The organism is Phaeodactylibacter sp., from assembly GCF_040219495.1.
Classification (GTDB): Bacteria; Bacteroidota; Bacteroidia; order Chitinophagales; family Saprospiraceae; genus Phaeodactylibacter.
This window is the reverse complement of sequence record NZ_JAVJSK010000152.1, coordinates 1-18,927: the sequence shown is the minus strand read 5'-3', so window position 1 is coordinate 18,927 and position 18,927 is coordinate 1. Positions and strand designations below refer to the sequence as shown.

The following is an 18,927-nucleotide window of genomic DNA, read 5'->3' as shown; positions in this document are numbered from 1 at the left end:
AACCCAGTATGCCAACGATTTATTGCTGGACCGATTTATTGCCACGTTCGGCATCGGCGCACAGCTTTCAAAAATTAATTCCATCCGCGAGCGCTTCAGGGCTATCGGCAAAATTGCCGCCTGATTTGCCACGGACTATTGAACAATATGACATTCGTAAATTTAGATAAATCAAAATAAACTAACAAGCTTTTTTAAAATTTACACTGCTAGTTTCGTCTTTTCATAAAGCTGGCATAAAACAGACGGGTGGGCGGAAGGCACTTCAAAAGTGCCTTCCTCCTAGCCGCGTCTGCAATCAATTCAACACATACTCCACCCCAATCTTCTCCAGCTCCGCAATAAATCCGTTCGCGGCATTCACTTTCCGCTGCTTGGCTTTCATCTTCAGCTTCAGGCGCTTGGAGCGGTCGATGATCTCCATGCGGAGGCTGTGCGGGCCGGCGTGCTCAGCGCAGGCTTTGTCCACAGCTTCGATGAGCTCCATGGTCAGCCCTTCCACTGGGATTTTCAGGGTGATGGCGTCGGTCATATTTTCCGCGATACCATCCAGGAGTTTGATTTCTTTCACCTTGATTTCCAGGCTTTCATCGCGCCAGCTCTTCTGCCAGCCCAGGTTGAGGTAGAGGGCTTTCCCGATTTCCAGCAGGTGCTTGAACTTCTGGTAGTCCTCACCAAATAACTTGAACTCCAGGGAGCCATTGTAATCCTGAAGCTCGAAAATGCCCCAGCCATTGCCGTTTTTGCTGATGAGGTGGCGGGCATTGATCACCATGCCGGCTACGTTGAGGGAGGGCCGGTTTTTGCTGTCCTCCACCTGGTCCAGCGGGCAGTTGGTGAAGTTTTCCACTTCTACTTTGTAGTCATCCAGCGGATGCCCGCTGATGAAGATGCCGGTGACGTTTTTCTCATTGTTGAGCTCCTCGATGAGTGGCCAGGGCTCACATTCGGGCATTGCCGGTTCCGGGATCAACACCTCGTCTGAATCCCCAAAAAGGGAGTTGACAGCCTGCGCCTTTTGTGCCTGATAGGCATTGCCGTAGCGCAGGGCGTGTTCCAGCAGACTATCGAATTTATCGGATGGCGAAAAGTACTGCGACCGGTGCGTCTCTTCAAAGCAATCAAAGCCACCGCCCATTGCAAGGCTTTCCATCACTTTTTTATTAACGGAGCGGAGGTTGAGGCGGCGCATCATATCAAAGATGCTTTCGAATTTGCCCTTTGTTTCCCGCTCTTCAACGATAGCCTCTACCGGCCCCTCCCCTACGCCGCGCAGGGCGGTCAGCCCAAAGCGGACATGCCCGCTCTCATTCACTGAGAAATCAGCCACCGACTCATTCACACTCGGCCCCAGTACATTCAGCCCCATGCGCTTGCACTCCTGCAGGAAGAAGGTCACCTTGCTGATGTCGCTCTTGTTGTTGGTCAGCACGCTGGCCATGAACTCCGCGGGGTAGTGCGCCTTGAGGTAGGCGGTTTGGAAAGCTACAAAGGCGTAACAGGTGGAGTGCGACTTGTTAAAGGCGTAAGAGGCGAAAGCTTCCCAGTCCTTCCAGACCTTCTCCAGCTTTTCCTTGTCATGCCCGCGCTCCACTCCCCCTTCGATAAACTTGGGGTGCAGCTCGTCGATAATCTTCTTTTTCTTCTTACCCATGCCCTTACGCAGCATATCCGCCTGGCCTTTGGTAAAGCCGGCCAGCTTTTGCGAAAGCAACATTACCTGCTCCTGATAGACGGTAATTCCATAGGTTTCCTCCAGGTACTCCTGCATATCAGACAGGTCGTAAATCACCGGTTTGCGCCCGTGCTTACGGTCAATAAATTCCGGGATGTACTCCAGCGGGCCGGGGCGGTAGAGGGCGTTCATGGCAATGAGGTCCTCAAAGGCGGTGGGTTTGAGCTCCTTCATATACTTCTGCATCCCTGCGGACTCGTACTGGAAAATGCCGACCGTTTCCCCGCGCTGGAAAAGCTCGTAGGTCTTGGGGTCATCCAGCGGGATCAAATCCATATCGAGCTTGACCCCATGGTTCCGTTCCGCCATAGCCACCGCCTTCTTGATGATCGTCAGGGTTTTTAGCCCGAGGAAGTCCATCTTGAGCAGGCCGGCGTCTTCCGCCACGCTGTTGTCAAACTGAGAGACGAGCATGCCGGTGTCCTTGTCCGCGGTCACCGGTACGTAGCGGGTGATGTCATCCGGTGTGATGACCACTCCACAGGCGTGTATGCCGGTATTCCGGACGGAGCCTTCGAGCTTGCGGGCCGTTTGGATCATCTGCCCGATTTTGTCATCGGCTTCAGCCAGTTGTCGGAACTGATAGGCTTTTTCGCGCTCTTCGCTGTTGAGGGCGCCTTTGAGCTTGTCGTCGATATCGCCATCCTTCAGCACTTTGGCGAGGCTGGCTTTGAGGTGGTTGGGGAAGGTCTTTGCTACCCGGTCTACTTCGGAAAGCGGCACATCCATCACCCGGCCTACATCGCGCAGGCTGGATTTGGCAGCCATGGTGCCGTAAGTGACAATTTGGGCGACCTGGTTTTGCCCGTATTTGTCGATCACATAGTCGATGACCTTCTGCCGGCCTTCGTCATCAAAGTCAATATCAATATCCGGCATGGAAATCCGCTCCGGGTTGAGAAATCGCTCAAACAGGAGGTCGTACTTGATCGGATCGACATTCGTAATCCCCACACAATACGCCACTGCCGAACCCGCCGCCGAACCCCGGCCGGGGCCAACAGAAACGCCCATCTCCCGCGCCGTGGTGGTGAAATCCTGCACGATAAGGAAGTAGCCGGGATAGCCGGAGTTCTCGATCACAGAAAGCTCGAAGTCGAGGCGTTCTTTGATCTCAGGCGTAATCGTACCGTACCGTTTTTTAGCGCCTTCGTAGGTCAGGTGGCGCAGGTAATCGTCCTGCGTGGCAAATTGCTCCGGCATGGGGAAAGCCGGCAGGAGGATATCCCGGGCCAGCGAGAGCTTATCGATTTTGTCGTAAATCTCAATGGTATTCGCCACGGCCTCTTCGTGGTCGTGGAAGAGCTCTGACATCTGCTGCTGCGTCTTGAAGTAGAAGTCGGAACTCGGGAATTTAAAGCGGCTGCTTTCTTCCAGTAAGCTGCCGGTGTTGATACAGAGCAGGATGTCATGGGGCATCCAATCGTCCTCCTCCACGTAGTGAGAGTCATTGGTGGCAATGACCTTGACGTTGTGCTTTTGGGCCAGCTTCAGCAGCTTTTGGTTGACGGCTTCCTGACTGAGGTTGGAGTAGATCGGATTGCCCTTGCTGTCTTTGCCGACATCAATATTGTCCAGGCCACGGTGGCGCTGTAGTTCAATATAGTAGTCCTCCCCAAAGATATTCAGCCACCACTTCAACTCCTGTTCTGCTTCTTCGTCTTTGCCGGCCAGGAACAGCTGCGGGATGATGGCACCGATACAGCAGGACGTCACGACGATACCCTCGTGGTACTTTTCGATCAGCTCCTTATCGATACGGGGGTACTTGCTGTAATTGCCCTCAATAAAGCCAAGAGAACAAAGCTTGCTCAGGTTTTCGTAGCCCTTTTGGTTTTTGGCCAGCATCAGCTGATGATAGCGGCGGTCTCTTTCTCCCTTGGCCCGGGAGAAAGCTTTCTTGTGGCGGTCTTCCACCATATAAAACTCACACCCGATGATGGGCTTGAGGTCGCGCTTTTCAGCTTCAGCAACAAACTTGAAAGCACCAAACATATTGCCGTGATCGGTAAGGGCAACGCCTTTTTGACCATCTTTGGCAGCTTTGTCCATCATCACCCCGATGTCAGAAGCCCCATCGAGCAAAGAGTATTGAGTATGGCAGTGCAGGTGTACGAATTCCGGCATAGTATTGATCGGTTTCGGCTAAAAAAAGGAAGGCTTTTCGAATCGTTCTTTACGATAACACCGAAATTACGGGTTTCGGTTGAAGCAAAAAATTAATTTGCCAGGTAGTTTTCCACACCTTCCTCAATGACGAGTGCCCTCCGCAGAACGGAGGGCACTTGTCGTATTTTGTTTCCTGCCAAAGTGCAGTAAGCCTATACGTACAGCTGCACGTCATACACATAATGCTGAGCACTTCAGAAGATCAAGCAGCACCTAAGAGCGTTTTGGGACTTTGGTCTTCTAGTCGAAAGCCAGCAATTTTTTGGTTAGATGAGATACGAAAACCGGAGTTTAGCCTTAGAGTATGCTTGGAGGTGATTTATGGTCCTGGTTAACGGTTTTGAAGGGAGTTTAGCGGGCTAAGTGCCCGAAAAACCCGGACGCCATAGCCCGCCCCGTATTTCTGCGGGGGTTCATAAATCGCTGATTTGCAACGTAAAGGTGCTCCAAACATGCTCTGAGGGATTACGAAACCATAACTTATCCATTTAGTCTCGTTCTTTTGCACGCTAACTACATTAATCCCGCTTTTTGAATCAGAAAGCGGGACACTGTAGCTCCACTATGCCTACGTTTCGCTTCTACTTCGTGGTTTTGCCTGTTAGTGCACAAAATAACTTCGTCTATTCTGAGTAACTTAATTATTGCGCGATCCCTAAACCTCAGGCGGCATACTTCATCAGATAGTTCGTTGCGTCTTCAACAGTCTCAATTGCATCATACTCTTCTGCCGAAAGATAGGCATTAAACCGGCTTTCCAGTTCTGCGATCAGGAGCATAAGGTCGATGGCATCGAGGTAAAGATCTTCCTGCAGGCGGCTGTAGGGGTGAATATTATCAACTGGCATATTCAGCCGCCAGCTTATCAGATCAATGACTCTGTTTTGCATCGTGTGTATAGTAGAGGGTGACTCTAGTATTATTTGATTTGTCATAGCAGGGTATTGCGTTACTTTTTCGAGGTAGATAACGAACACCGTTGCCAATTGGTTGCCTGAGGATTTTCAATTTCGTCGAAAAAAAAGACCGACTGGTCTTTTCCTGGCATCCATTCATCTGCTACACCAAGCCAAGCCCCATTATTCCTTGCTGCTCAGCTTCGGTGTACCCGTATGCTTTTGGTAAAACTGCCACACTTCTTTAGCCACATCTCTGCCCAGCTCAAGACCGGCGATGTTTTCACTTTGTATGTGATAGCCCCCCAGCACCCTCGAAATACCCGCCATCTCAGCGGTCTCTGTAAATGTAGGGAACTCCACTACAACAGTATCCCCCAGGTTATCAGGCTCGGTGAGTGCCCCCGGGACCAGCTTTTGGCTTTCGCCAAATTCATCGCTGCCGGTGTAGAGGCGCAGGGCTTCTGCGCAGGCACCACTGATGGTACTGTGCCCGGATACATAACTGGGGAAAGGCGGGCAGAGAAACTCTGCCGGAGAATAAGGGCGCCATTCCTCTCCCTTCATTTTTACAAAGCCTTTACCAGGGCCTGCCCAGCCTGTGATTTCCTTCCCTTTGAACTGATCGTGCACCAGAGCATAAGGGCGTGCGAAATCGTAATGCATCTTGGAGTCCCAGGAGGCAATGAAGGCATCCATGGCGGTGACCTGATTGAGGAAATACATTTTGACGTCCTCGTCCAGCGTGTGCTGATCACGGCGGGAAACATCCTGTGCGAATTTGAGCCAGTGGCCGGCCTGCTGCACGGACTGAGGCCCGTCACGCATGAACTCCACGAGAGCTTTTTCTGCATCCGTCAGGTTGGCTTGCATGGCCACCACTTCTTCAACTTCCTTTACCAGTTGTTCTGACCCCTTCATCGGGGGTGGGCCCGGGCGGAACTGATCCGCTGTTTTGATGCCAATGGGCTTCACGTGCTGCCAGTAGGGCGTCAGGCAGCCCGGTGCGTAGCGTTGCCCATCTTTGGTGACAAAATACTTAGGCTGCCAGCGGTTGATATCTACATTCTCTTCCGGTGTATTGATAGGGTGATAGCCGGTGTAGTCAGCATAGGCAAGCCCCTGAGCCCCTTCGGCCTCACCATATTGATTGGCACCGTCGCCCTTCCGGGCTTTAATGACAGCGGTGGCAGCGAGGTTGCCAATACCAGCCGGCGTATTGGGGTCCATGCTGTGGTTGTCCGGATCGTACCCCAGTTCTACCATGAAGTCTTTAAAAAGCAGGCTGTCTGAATAGTAGTACTCGCACATCGTACGGTATGCAGCATAACTAATGGCCTCTTCTTTATTGGCCAACGTTTGTGCTTCTGCCTGCTGTCGCTCTACGCCCTCAAGGTATACTGGCAGAGCCTGCGCATCGTACCGTGACCAGGCGTCAAATACCGCTACAAAAATGAGCCCCAGGTAACGGGAAGTAACGGTTGGGCGGGGCTTGAAACGCTCTGTGTCATTGGCAGTCCCCTGCAGGGCCATCGCGCCCCACTGATAGGCGATATTTTCTACACCTACTGGCTCTGAGGCCCCCTCGGCAGCTTCAGTTGCTGACTGGTCAGACTGGGCACAGCCCAAAAGAAGGAGCATTATGGTTACGGGTAATAAGTAGAACAGCTTTTTCATACCTCTGGGTTTCATTTATTTATAGTGTGTTTTGTTACTTCAATGAAAGCAACAATCCTCTTTGCAACAGTATTGAGAGGGGCTAGAACTAAAATAGCGAATAAGGGGGGATTTGCTTGATATCGATCCTGTAATGCACTCGGCTGGCAGCAGGCTTTGCTGTAGCCACCGAAAGAATTGCAGGCAGGCGACCTCAAAGGATTGTGGGCTTAAAGATAGGAATATATCTGTGAAGAAAAAACAGGGCAGGCGTTAGCTCGTTAAAACAGGTGCGCAAATAAAGGAGAGGGCAGGCTGGGCAAATGAGCGGCCCAGCCTGGCATTTTTATAGCTCGTAATTCGGGCTCAGTTCCTCGCCCTTGTCTGCATAAAATTTATCGATAATGGCAACAACCTCTTCAGGGGCGTCCACAATAGGCATGAGGTCGAGGTCTGCAGGGTTAATGTTTTGATGCGCCTCAAGCATCACCGCTTTAATCCAGGCTTTCATGCCGCTCCAGAATTCGGTGCCTACAAGAATGACCGGCACCTTAGTGATTTTCTTGGTCTGTACCAGTGTAAGCACCTCAAAGAGTTCGTCCATTGTGCCAAAACCACCAGGAAGCGCGATAAACGCCTGCGCATACTTCACAAACATCACTTTGCGCACGAAGAAGTAGCGAAAGTTCAGATTGGCGTCATGGTCTACGTATTGGTTGGAGCCCTGCTCAAAGGGCAGGTCGATATTCAACCCTACTGAACGGCCACCGTATAAATGAGCCCCCTTGTTGCCCGCTTCCATAATACCCGGCCCACCGCCCGTAATTACACCATAGCCGGCTTCCGTCAGGATACGTGCAATATCAACGGCTTTTTTATAGTTCGGATGGTCTGGCTTGGTACGGGCAGAACCGAAGATGGACACACAAGGCCCCATCATATTTAGGGTTTCGAACCCCTCAACGAACTCTGAGATCACCTTGAACATCGTCCAGGAATTCTCTCCTTTCATAGCGCGGCCCCATTGCCGCATTTCATGCTTCTTCACTTGATCATCGATCATAGGCATTGTTTTTCTTAGGATAGTAATAGCTGCCCTTGTGCCCGAACATTAGGACGGCTGCCTTTTCCAAAAGAAAGGGCAGCCGTAGCTATAAGCGTACTGGGAGCCTATAATGACAACTGAAAGCAGGGTTTAGTTCAATTCAAGCGTTTTGATAGACGGCAAATTGCTCATCAATAAAAGCCAGAAGAGCCTCTTTGCTTTCAAAACGGGCAAAGACATCTTTGAGCTTTTGGCTGGGCGCTGCACTAGTTGGCAGGACATACTGCTCTACCTCTTCTGCCCCAATGCGGTCTTTGCTCAGTATGACGAGGCGCTCTATGGCATTGCGCAGTTCGCGGATATTGCCGGTCCAGTTGACCTCTTTCAACAGTTCCAGCGCCTTGGGAGCGATGGGCTTTGTGGCAACACCGTACTCCTGGCAGACCTGTTTCACGAAGTGCCCGGCCAGAGTCGGGATGTCGTCTTTGCGGTCATTCAATGCCGGCACCCGGATGATAATCACTGCCAGGCGGTGGTAAAGGTCTTCGCGGAACCGGCCCTCACCGATTTCCCGGCGCAGGTCTTTGTTGGTTGCGGCTACGACCCGTACATCCACGTTGATCTCTTTATCGCCACCTACGCGGGTGATGCGGCTCTCCTGAAGCGCGCGCAGCACTTTGGCCTGAGCCGAAAGGCTCATATCACCAATTTCATCCAGGAATAGCGTCCCGCCATTCGCTTGTTCAAATTTACCGATGCGCTGCTTGTGGGCTGAGGTAAAGGCGCCTTTTTCGTGTCCGAACAGCTCGCTCTCGATAAGTTCGGCAGGGATGGCCGCACAGTTGACCTCGATGATGGGCTGATCCGAACGGGCGCTTTTTTCGTGCAGCCACCGGGCCACAAGCTCCTTACCGGTACCATTGGAGCCCAAAATGAGCACACGTGCATCCGTTGGGCCGACCTGCTCAATCGTACGCTTGACCTCCTGCACCCCTTCAGATTCACCAATGATTTCCTGTACTTTAGACTTGGATACCTTGCGCTTCAGCAGCTTTGTCTCGGTCACCAGGCTAGACTTATCCATGGCATTGCGGAGGGTGATCAGCAGGCGGTTGAGGTCTGGTGGCTTGGAAATGAAGTCGAAAGCACCTTTCTTAACCGCCTCAACAGCGGTATCAATATTGGCATGCCCGGAAATCATAACAACGGGCGTATCCGGTGCCAGGATTTGCACCCGCTCCAAGGCTTCCATCCCGTCCATTTTAGGCATCTTGATATCCATAATCACCACATCGTACTGCGCATGTTTGAGCTTAACCAGGCACTCCATGCCATCGGAGGCTTCATCGACCTCATATTTTTCAAACTCAAGGATATCCCGCAGGGTGCGGCGGATGCTTTTTTCGTCGTCAACGATGAGTACTTTAGGCATGCTTCAAATCGGTTTTGCTGCCACCTGGCTTTGCCACGCAAGAGGCAAAAGGGCGGCAGGTTTTGTTTGTATTGGACTGGTATTACAGGCAAATCAATAGGACTATATACGGCATTGAGGCCTATAGGTTTCAGAACCACATCTGCTTTTCTTCAATATAAAAAATAAGTTTAATACTAAACCCGGGGCGGCCAACTATTTGAAGTGTATTTCATTATATACAATGAACGGGATGCCCAAACAGGTGCGCGGGCGTAAAATGGATGTAATAATCAGCCCGCACCTTAAATTTAGTGCATACCGACATCTAAAATAGCGTATATTTGCAAGCTATGAAGCAGATTAGAAACTTTTGTGTCATTGCCCATATCGATCACGGGAAGAGTACACTCTCCGACCGGCTTTTGGAATACACCAAGACTATTGCCGACCGGGAGATGAAAGCACAGACTCTGGACAATATGGATCTGGAGCGGGAGCGTGGCATTACGATCAAGAGCCATGCTATTCAAATGTACTATGAACGCCCGAACGACGGGAAACAGTACACATTCAACATGATTGACACCCCGGGGCACGTTGACTTTAGCTACGAAGTGTCTCGTTCTATTGCCGCATGTGAAGGCGCGCTTTTGCTTGTGGATGCCTCACAGGGCATACAGGCCCAAACTATTTCCAACCTCTACCTGGCTATTGAGCACGACCTTGAGATCATCCCTGTCCTGAACAAAGTAGACATGGAAAGTGCGATGATTGATGAAGTATCAGATCAGATCATTGACCTCATTGGCTGCACTAAAGAAGATATTGTCCTGGCCAGCGGTAAGACCGGGCTCGGCGTACCGGACATCATGGAAGCCATTGTAGAACGGATCCCTGCCCCGACAGGCGACCCCGAAGCCCCACTGCAAGCCCTGATCTTTGACTCGGTGTTCAACTCCTACCGCGGAGTGATCGCCTACTTCCGGATCAAGAATGGCACCCTCCGCAAGGGTGACCTCGTCCGCTTTGTGAATACCGGCAAGGAGTACGAAGCCGACGAAGTTGGTGTGCTCAAAATGACGCAGCACCCCAAGGCCAAACTTGAAGCAGGCAATGTGGGCTACATTATTACCGGCATCAAGGAGTCGAAAGAAATTAAGGTTGGGGATACCATTACTACCGTTGAACGGCCTTGTGAAAAAGCCATTCAGGGTTTTGAAGATGTCAAGCCGATGGTATTTGCCGGGATTTTCCCCCTCGACAACGACGACTTTGAGGACCTGCGGGACAGCCTGGAGAAGCTACAGCTGAACGATGCTTCGCTGGTTTTTGAACCAGAGACCTCGGCTGCACTCGGGTTTGGTTTCCGTTGTGGCTTTCTGGGCATGCTCCACCTGGAAATTGTGCAGGAACGCCTCTACCGGGAGTTCAATATGGACGTGATCACTACGGTGCCCAACGTTTCTTATCACCTTATGGACCAAACCGGTGAGGAGTTTACCGTGCGTACGCCCTCGGGCTTGCCCGAACAGCACCTGATCGGTGTAGTGGAAGAACCCTATATCACCGCACAAATCATTACCAAGCCGGAGTACATAGGGGTTATTATGACCCTTTGCATGGACAAGCGCGGCACGCTGACCAAACAGCACTATCTGACTCCAGAGCGGGTAGAGCTTTCTTTTGACCTGCCCCTTGCCGAAATTGTATTCGACTTCTACGACCGGCTCAAGTCCGTTTCCCGGGGCTATGCCAGTTTTGACTATCAGCCGATTGAATACCGCGAGACTGATTTGGTCAAGCTGGACATCCGGCTAAACGGTGAGCCTGTAGATGCTTTGTCTGCCCTCGTGCACCGTTCTAAAGGAGAAGCATTCGGGCGGCAGATTTGCAAAAAGCTTAAGGAGTTGCTCCCCAGGCAGCAGTTTGTTATTGCTATACAAGCGGCAGTCGGAGCGAAAGTTATTGCACGGGAAACCATTTCTGCCTTACGCAAAGATGTGACCGCCAAATGTTACGGTGGTGATATCACTCGTAAGCGTAAGCTTCTGGAGAAACAAAAAGAAGGTAAACGACGGATGCGGCAGTTTGGAAAAGTAGAAGTGCCGCAGAAGGCATTCCTCGACGTGCTTAAGCTGTAATCCTGGTCAGCGTATGATTACGGCTAACTAAAACCGGCCGTTGTTGCCATAAAAAACGAGAAGGCACTGTACCACACAAGGTAGACAGTGCCTTCACTGTTTTAAGCACAAACCTGTACCAACGCAGGTTGGCAGAAGGCTGCATAAGGTTTAGTTTTTCGTTTTGTCGTGCAGTGTGTTTATGCAAGTGGTACGATAATTACCCTTCCTGGCCAGCAAACGCAGGCAGAAAGGGCAATAACCGTGACCTTGGTGTTTAAGCACTTTACGAAGCACATTTTCGTACTGTAATTGAACAGCAGTAAAAGTTGCTTTGGCAAAGGCTTTTGCACCAAATATGGATAGCAAAGCTTTCGCTTTGCTGCAATACGTTCATGGGAAAAAGGGAAGCAAACGAGCTTCTCAGCGTACGTTTTTTACCAGGATGGCAGCCCATACGTACCGGGCAAGTTTAGCGTTTGACTCTGATTGGGGTGTGCCATAGCTTACTAATGCAGGGAGGAGCTTTGGCGGTCCTCCGTTCGAAGTGTAAGGGGGGTATAAAATCAAATCATTAATAGTAACGGCTGCGTGTTTTCTGAGCCATAAGATTTGAAAAGAACACTAACCCTCCACCTACAACAAATGCGCCTGAGGCGATGTATAGGATCAACATAGACCGATTGGATTTAGAATTAAACAATAAAATTTGAACTATTAGGGTGGATATGTTCTGTGGGAAGTAACAAAATGGAGATTTTTTTAGACTCTACATAGCTTTTGCTGATATTTTTTTTATAAAAACCAACACTGCTTATTGGCAAGTGGTTTATATAGCTTTTTTTTATACTTCACCGTTGACTATGAGCTGTGCGACTGTGGGGGCGGTGCTTCCGCCCTGCGGCTCAATCGTTATGTTCAGGCTCTCTGCATGATCGATATAAGTCACGGCCTGTAGCCCGTCGGCATGATGGTTCAGTACGCCCATGTTGATCATTTCGCCTTCCACATCGGCCCATAGCTGATAGGTTTTCCCAGCCGGCAATTCGGGCAGCATACCGGTATTGATGTAAGCGACTTTTTCGAGCCCATTCAGGTAAGCCACCGCCTGTGCATTGGGGTTAAGGCTGGTAGCCTGTAGGCGTACGGGCACAGTTGCTTCATGCTTGAGGGTAGCAAATACCTGTTGTTGCTGCCGCAGTGCTGCTTTCTCGCGCTCGCACTCGTCCTGGAACAAGGCATACCGGCTTTCCAGCGATGCCAGTTCGAGTTCGGCTGACGTTTTGCTCTTATACAGGAAGACCGAAGCGCCTGCCAAGACCGTCAACAGAATTGCGCCCAGCCAGTTGGTCCCCGATGGGGATGGCCCGGGCGATGCTGCATCACGGTCTGAGCGTTGATCCGCACGATCTACGCCCTGCATAACTCTGGCTTTGAGCTCTTCAGGAGGCATTACCGCATACTGTTTGGCGTATTGATCCATCGCTTCGCGCATTTGGTCAATTTCTGCCTGCACTTCCGGGAAGGTCTCTGCATACTGCTTAACGACAGCCGTCTCCTCTTCATCGGTCAAGCCAAGGATGTATTGCTCTAACAAGCCGGTCTGTAGAAATTTATCTTTATTCATAACATTATCTTAAACGACAAACCACCTCACCGACAAGCATAATGCTGCAATGACGAGGTGTTTCAATCCTGGCTCTAGAAAGATTTTTTTTAATTCCCGAAGTCCAATCCGGACCCTCGACTTTACGGTACCCACTGGCAGTTGCAGGTGGTCAGCAATTTCCTGCTGGGTGTACCCCTGGAAATAAGCCAGCTCGATCACCGCTCTGTACTTTTCCTCCAACTGATTCACAAAGGTTTGAAGACCAATGTGATCTGTCTTTTGACTGGTGCTTATTTGGTAGCTGTTCTTCAGTTTTTCATCCACAGGAACAGCCTTTTGCCTTTGCCGGAACGCCGCAGAACGGGTTTTGTCAATGGCTCCGTTCCGGGTAATATTGAGTAGCCAGGTAAAAAGGGTACCCTTACGGTTATCGTAGGCCGAAGCATTTTTCCAGACTTTGATAAAGGTTTCCTGTACCACATCCTGAGCGATAGCCTCTGATTGAACAACACGCAATGCTATACCGTAAAGCGATGGAGCATAGGCATCATACAGATCAGCGATAGCTGACTTATCCTTCGCTTGAAGGCGGCGCGCAAGGTCTTCTTCATTATTTCTTACAGCCATAATCAGCGTTTGAAATCTGGATGTTGATTAGAAAAGCTTTTTTAGGGCAAAGCTTCTAAGGCGGAACAGAGCGCCTGTTCTTTTGTTCACGCCTTTAGCAGGGTTATTTGATAACCTCAAACCCATTATCCTACCTGCCCCCAAACACTGCCTGGCATTCAGAAAATCAGCGTGATCGCTTAACAGGTATACACTTAGAGCTGGTTCGGATTTTGCTTTTGGAGCGAACGCAACCAAATTTTGTTCTGATCGAGGCGCGAGACATTCAAGAATGGGATTAAAGGGGCCCAATCTTGAATCACATAGCCATAACTACGTGACCGACTTGTCCGTGTCCCGTCGCCTGTGGGCTTTGGCCACCGGAGACCGTACAAGACTATGGCAGGCGGGAGAGCAACAAAGAGCAGGACCAAATTTGGCAAGAGCAGCCCAAAGTGCAAAATCCCAACAAGCTCTTACTCCAATACCCTGATCTTGACTTCCACGCGGCGATTCAGTGCCTTAGCCGTCTCGTTTTTCACCTCTCCTTTGCCCTCCATGTAGATGTGGTCCACTTCCAGCCCCTTATTCATGATCACTAGTGCAATTTGCTTGGCGCGCTCTTCCGAGAGCCGGAGGTTGTACACATCCGTACCGATATCATCGGAGTAGCCGATAATGCGGATATCCTGGGCGTCTTTGTTTTGCAAGGTTTTCAAAAAAGCCAGTAGTGCCTCCCTTTCCTCGACTTCCATGCGGTCTTCATCAAAGGGGAAGAACACCGTATGAGCGTACTCAACAATTTGCCGGCGGGGCCGTGGTTCCTCTATAGCTGGCAGGGAATCGGGCTGAATAGCTGGTGCAGCTCCCGGGATATCAAAAGTGGAATGGAGCAGCAACTCTATGGTATAAAACTGCCGGTTGTCCCATCTCGGGATAATGAATGCGTTGTCATAAGGGTGAAAGAACTTCTTGTTCACGGAAGTGTAGAGCGTATCTCCGGCCGGCACACAAATAAAGAAGCGCCCGTCCCGCCCTACCTGAATATCCTGCCGCCCCGCAATGGAAACCGTAGCGCTTACCGTCATTTCCAGAGAGCTGTCGATCACCAGCCCCTCAACGAAAGTGATCGGCCGGCTGTACAGCTGAGTATCAAGCCGAAAGCGGAAAATATCCAGCCCGCCGGCGTTCTCCTCTGGCCGATCCGAAGCAAAATACCCCATTTGCCCATCGGCAGTCAGAAAGAAGCCCAGCTCCCGAAAAGCGGAATTTACCGGCGGCCCCAGATTGATCGGTATCGACCACTGCCCGTCTTTGTCCTTCCAGCTCATAAAGATGTCCTGATCGCCCATGCCGGGATGGCCGTTGGAAGAAAAATAGAGCGTTTGCCCATCGTTCGTGATAAACGGTGCTTCTTCATCCAGCCTCGAATTGATATTATTGCCCAGGTTTTTAGCATCCCCCCAGGTACCGTCTGACTGCCGTTCGCACACGTAGAGGTCCGTACCCCCTACCCCGCCCGCGCGATTGCTGGCAAAGTAGAGCGCCTGCCCATCACAGCTGATTGCCGCCTGTGACTCCCAACCCGATGAGTTGGCATAGCCCTCAAGGGGAGCGATAGAGGTGACCTCCCGGTCCTTATCCATCTCGACCTGCCAGATATCACAACCGCCACGCACCCCTTCCCTGCCGCACACGGTATAAAACAAGATTCTTCCATCCCGTACAAAAGTGCTCATGCCTTCATCCTTCCGGGTATTCAAATCCTTGACCGGCCGGCCTCTTGACCAATGGCCGTCTTCGTAGATACTTTCGTAAAGGTCTTCGTCCCCGTTCTCGGTTTTACGGGTAAAGTACAATCGCTTCTGATCGTTGGTCAGGAAAGGAAAATAGTCGTCCGCCTTGGTATTGACGTGCCCGCCAAGGGGCTGCACCGTAGTAATATTGATGAATTTGATAGAGTCCAGAGAAACCTGGCAGGCCCGGATGCTACCGGGCAAACGCCGGAGGTAGGCTTCTTCCATTTCGAGTTCCCGTTCTGTATTCAGGCTAAAGGTATCTACGCCCCACGCCTGAAGAGCCTCGTAACGGTTGAAGTAAGCCAGTGCATCTTCGGGCTTCCCGGCTTTGTATAGCGCCTCCCCTGCCTGAAAATACATAGCCCGTGAGAATAGTGAATCCTGGCCCAGAATCGTCTGGTACTGCTGCGCCGCGGCTTCGTAGTCGCGCTGCAACTCCAGGCAGAGTGCCAGCCCACGCCTGGCTGCGTTGAAGTCAGGCTTGGCTTTGACGGCTTTTTTAAACAGGCGGAGCGCCTGTTCGTCCTTGCCTGCCAGCAACGCTTCTTCCCCTGCTTTGTAATAATCTACCGCAGCTGTCGGACTAACCACCTGAGCCGAGCCAGACCAAAAGCAGCAAATGAATAACAGCCCGAAAAAGAAACGTGTCATGGTAAATCAGTTTTTGGAATATTGCAACAGGCCTCCCTGCTAATACATACCCAAAACTAATAGATTTTTTTATAATATTTTGAATCCGCCGCCCGTAAAACAAACCCATTTCTGACTTCGTTTTGCTTTAGGGTATGTTGCTCCGGCTAACCCCTTACTCATTCAAAACCTACTACTATGCGAGTTTCCTTGTTCTTATTCGCCCTCCTGTTTCAGCAAACCTTTGCGGTGGCCCAGACTGTAGATTTGCCTTCGAAAAGCCCGGGCGCCCAAACGGCACTGACCATTGGCTATACCCACATTGAAGTAGACTTTAGCGCCCCCTCCGTACGGGACCGGGAGATTTGGGGCGGGCTGATACCCTACGACACCCTCTGGCGCGCCGGGGCAAATGCCGCAACCACCGTTGCCTTCAATACCGATGTGCAGGTAGCCGGGCAGCCTGTAGAACCGGGAAAGTATGCGTTGTTCATCATTCCAAGAAAAGACAGTACCTGGACCGTGATTTTAAATTCCGATACCTCGCTGCGGGGCACAAGTGGATACCGGCCCGAACAAGATGCCCTCCGTGTTGAAATACGGCCCAAGTTTGCGCGTACTGCGCATCAGGAGATGCTGAGGTATGAGGTGGTCCGCCAAAATATAGAAAACGGTTACATTCTGCTGAGCTGGGAAAAGCTCCGGCTCTACCTGCCGGTCAAGGTGGAAACCATGGACCGGGCCATCGCGGAAATAGAAGAAGCCCTGGCAGCCACGCCGGATGAAGGGGAATGGGAGGTCTACCTTAAAGCGGCTGATTTTCTCTTTTGGTCAGGTGCCGTAGCCCCTGCCCTTACCTACGCCCAGAAGTCCATTGACCAACAACCGACTGCTGAGGGGTACTGGCTGATGGCCAGGATCAAAGCCGGACAAAACGCCTATCAGGCTGCGCTTGAGGCTACGTCTGAAGCCCTGAAGCTGGCCGACGAAGACTTCAAGGCCAGGTATGGCAATACCATCCGGAAACAACGCACGGCATGGGAAGCCGGCGAGCGCTAACAACCTACCCGTTGTATCAGAGCGTGTTGGAATTTTAGTAAAGAACGTACCCTATATTGAAGTACAACATGCTGGTTGCCCTCAGGTCTGCCGAAGTGGTCGCAAAGTCAGGCTCATAAGCTCTTATGATACTTGTTTGTTGGATTGAAGCGTTTTCCGGGATCCCGTCGAACTCGGTATCCTGAATAGTAGCTCCAAGGCCTATACCCAGCTCAACCATTAGCCGGTCGCTGGCCATATATTCGAAAAGACCAATATTGTAAAAGGCGGAAACCTTCCGGCTGTTGACCGTGTAGGTCAGGCGGCGGTTGTAGGAAGGCCCCGTTTCTGAGCTGATCCAAAAGTCTGCTGTAATATCCATTTCCACCTGACGGTAAACCAACATCAGCTCCATGAAATAGCGATTGCGCTGCTCCTGATAGTAATACCGTAAAGCAGGGCGTAAACGGAAGCCCTTTTTATTACTGGTCTTTAGCCCTTCTACCCAATCATCTGCATTCAGGATAACACCGCCCTCGAGCTGTGCATACCATGGACCGCCCAACTGCACTTCCCCCATCAGGTTGAGGGAAGGCAAAACGGGGTCCAGTAAGCTCAGGGCTCCCAGTTTGGCTATTAACTTTGGAGCGGGGTCTACAGGTTGAGCCTGGGCTAAAAATACTGAACTACAAAGTAGTACAACAATGCCAATAATCCGTTTCATCTATACGCCAATTGATATTTCGGAAACGACCTGAATGTTATTGATATCAGAGTAATCGAGCTGTATCAGAGCATCGGGCCCGACCACAAGTAACGTGCCGTCAAGCGGGATGACATCCACCGCGTTGAAGTCGTTCAGATAATTGATTTGCTCGGGGGCTTCGGGGTTATCCAGGTTGAAAATGCGTAGCCCGTTCGAGCCTTCACAGACAAAGAGTACGTTACCATCGAGCCCAAGTCCGTAGGGGCCGTCCAACGAGAGGGAGTTGACCAGATTGGGCTGTTCGATGTTGCTGATATTGATAACGTCCAGGGTATTGGCCGCACCAACTGCAGCCTCCCGGCATTCGGATACGCGCAAGGTAACGTAAGCGTAATTTTGGTTGGCCACTACCGGGTCGCAACTGACCACATGCTGGTATTCAGACACATAAGCCGGCAGCCCGGTGTCGCTTACGCGGTAGATAAACATACCCCGCTGTGTGCCCAACAGCAGGTGGTCCTTGAGCGGGAAAATGGTCTCGACGCCCTGGGTGACGACGGTTTCGTCTATCTTTTGGGGCGCTTCCGGCGCACTGATATCAAAAGTGGCCAAAGTCGTATTGTCTACTGTGTACAGGTAATCGCCAATAATAGTAAAACGGGCCAGTGAACCGCCAACGCCTGTCCCGCTGGAAGCAGCCGCACTAATATCTGCGCTATCCTCTGCGCAGCTCAGGACAAAGAAGGCAAGTAAGGCAAGGAGAAAAGTGGATATCTTAGTCATAATAGCATTCAGTTTTGAGATTAGCGCCAGCATTCCGGCGATTGGAGGGTCTTTTCGGTCCAGCCCACGATAGCGCCCAGGGCAGGGTCCGGGCATTCAAAGAAGCCAAAGTAGTTCTGTGGCAGGGCCGTTCCGCTTTGTGGGAAGGCCCCTTCTACCCGGCTCACCAGCTCTACGTTGTTGATGTCACTAATATTGAGGACCACCAGATCGGCAAGGTTGTTGGCATACAGCAGATTCCCCTTGATGGAAATATCAGAGTTGCCCTCAATGCTGATGAAGGCAATGCGCTCCGGTTCTGCCGGGTTGCGGTTATCAATGATGTGTATGCCTTTCTGAGCTTCGCCTACAAAGATGAGGCTGTCTTTGTAATAAATTTTGTTGAGCTCAATGATGGGCTGAGGGGGTTGGCTCTCAATGATCTTCCAGTCGCCATCAGAATAGACGGGCGCCAGCCCGACAATTTCTTCCGGAATCTCTACCGGTTCGGGATAGCAACCGGCTAAAAACGTTACGGCCAGCAGCAAGCTGACCCAAGGGGTGATTTTCATGGCAAAGCTTTTGATTATTAGGTTAAAACCAATAGTCCGTGGGGAAAATGACGCATAGCCATAAAAAAAGGGGAAAGTTGTAATTTGGGAGTTCCTACACACTCAAACCAACTTTGCCCCTATGAGCGTCAAAGCACTCACGGAACAAATATTACGAAAAATTTTTACAA

Annotated in this window: 13 protein-coding genes; 2 read left to right on the top strand and 11 right to left on the bottom strand. The window is 51.0% G+C overall.

What is annotated here, in order from left to right; genetic code table 11:
• Window positions 1-298: 298 nt before the first annotated feature.
• The 5 genes from dnaE to RIC19_RS24135 form a co-directional block, all read right to left on the bottom strand.
• Complete coding sequence (gene dnaE / locus RIC19_RS24155) at window positions 299-3,862, bottom strand: DNA polymerase III subunit alpha (protein WP_350180960.1); 3,564 nt, start codon at window positions 3,860-3,862, stop codon at window positions 299-301.
• A gap of 704 nt (window positions 3,863-4,566) precedes the next feature.
• Window positions 4,567-4,839, bottom strand: a complete 273-nt coding sequence (locus RIC19_RS24150) for an acyl carrier protein (RefSeq protein WP_350180959.1) — start codon at window positions 4,837-4,839, stop codon at window positions 4,567-4,569.
• Window positions 4,840-4,983: 144 nt separating this feature from the next.
• Window positions 4,984-6,477 (bottom strand): vanadium-dependent haloperoxidase, encoded by a 1,494-nt coding sequence (locus RIC19_RS24145; protein WP_350180958.1) that lies wholly within the window; start codon window positions 6,475-6,477, stop codon window positions 4,984-4,986.
• A gap of 325 nt (window positions 6,478-6,802) precedes the next feature.
• A complete protein-coding gene (locus tag RIC19_RS24140; protein WP_350180957.1) occupies window positions 6,803-7,519 on the bottom strand; it encodes an LOG family protein in 717 nt (238 codons plus the stop codon).
• Between the two features lie 142 nt (window positions 7,520-7,661).
• The gene (locus RIC19_RS24135; RefSeq protein WP_350180956.1) at window positions 7,662-8,933 is read right to left on the bottom strand and encodes a sigma-54-dependent transcriptional regulator; all 1,272 of its coding nucleotides are present in this window, start codon (window positions 8,931-8,933) and stop codon (window positions 7,662-7,664) included.
• A 332-nt stretch (window positions 8,934-9,265) separates the two neighbouring features.
• On the opposite strand from RIC19_RS24135, the gene lepA reads away from it, so the two are divergent.
• Complete coding sequence (lepA, locus tag RIC19_RS24130; RefSeq protein WP_350180955.1) at window positions 9,266-11,056, top strand: translation elongation factor 4; 1,791 nt, start codon at window positions 9,266-9,268, stop codon at window positions 11,054-11,056.
• 823 nt (window positions 11,057-11,879) lie between these two features.
• Here the strand turns inward: lepA and RIC19_RS24125 are convergent.
• The 3 genes from RIC19_RS24125 to RIC19_RS24115 all read right to left on the bottom strand — a co-directional run bounded on the left by RIC19_RS24125 (window position 11,880) and on the right by RIC19_RS24115 (window position 15,700).
• On the bottom strand, window positions 11,880-12,662 hold the full coding sequence (locus tag RIC19_RS24125; protein ID WP_350180954.1) for an anti-sigma factor: 783 nt from the start codon (window positions 12,660-12,662) through the stop codon (window positions 11,880-11,882).
• Between the two features lie 9 nt (window positions 12,663-12,671).
• Window positions 12,672-13,271: an RNA polymerase sigma factor gene (locus RIC19_RS24120; protein ID WP_350180953.1), complete on the bottom strand. Its 600-nt coding sequence runs from the start codon at window positions 13,269-13,271 to the stop codon at window positions 12,672-12,674.
• A gap of 455 nt (window positions 13,272-13,726) precedes the next feature.
• Window positions 13,727-15,700, bottom strand: a complete 1,974-nt coding sequence (locus tag RIC19_RS24115; RefSeq protein ID WP_350180952.1) for an OmpA family protein — start codon at window positions 15,698-15,700, stop codon at window positions 13,727-13,729.
• Between the two features lie 177 nt (window positions 15,701-15,877).
• Here RIC19_RS24115 and RIC19_RS24110 point away from each other — a divergent pair, with 177 nt between their 5' ends.
• On the top strand, window positions 15,878-16,738 hold the full coding sequence (locus RIC19_RS24110; protein WP_350180951.1) for a DUF2911 domain-containing protein: 861 nt from the start codon (window positions 15,878-15,880) through the stop codon (window positions 16,736-16,738).
• Between the two features lie 34 nt (window positions 16,739-16,772).
• On the opposite strand, the gene RIC19_RS24105 is transcribed toward RIC19_RS24110, so the two are convergent.
• Genes RIC19_RS24105 through RIC19_RS24095 form a run of 3 tightly spaced genes read right to left on the bottom strand, consistent with a single transcriptional unit; the run spans window position 16,773 to window position 18,757 of the window.
• Window positions 16,773-17,441, bottom strand: coding sequence for a hypothetical protein (locus RIC19_RS24105; RefSeq protein ID WP_350180950.1), 669 nt, complete (start codon window positions 17,439-17,441; stop codon window positions 16,773-16,775).
• Window positions 17,442-18,206, bottom strand: a complete 765-nt coding sequence (locus RIC19_RS24100) for an LVIVD repeat-containing protein (RefSeq protein ID WP_350180949.1) — start codon at window positions 18,204-18,206, stop codon at window positions 17,442-17,444.
• A 20-nt stretch (window positions 18,207-18,226) separates the two neighbouring features.
• Window positions 18,227-18,757 (bottom strand): LVIVD repeat-containing protein, encoded by a 531-nt coding sequence (locus RIC19_RS24095; protein WP_350180948.1) that lies wholly within the window; start codon window positions 18,755-18,757, stop codon window positions 18,227-18,229.
• Window positions 18,758-18,927 lie beyond the last annotated feature (170 nt).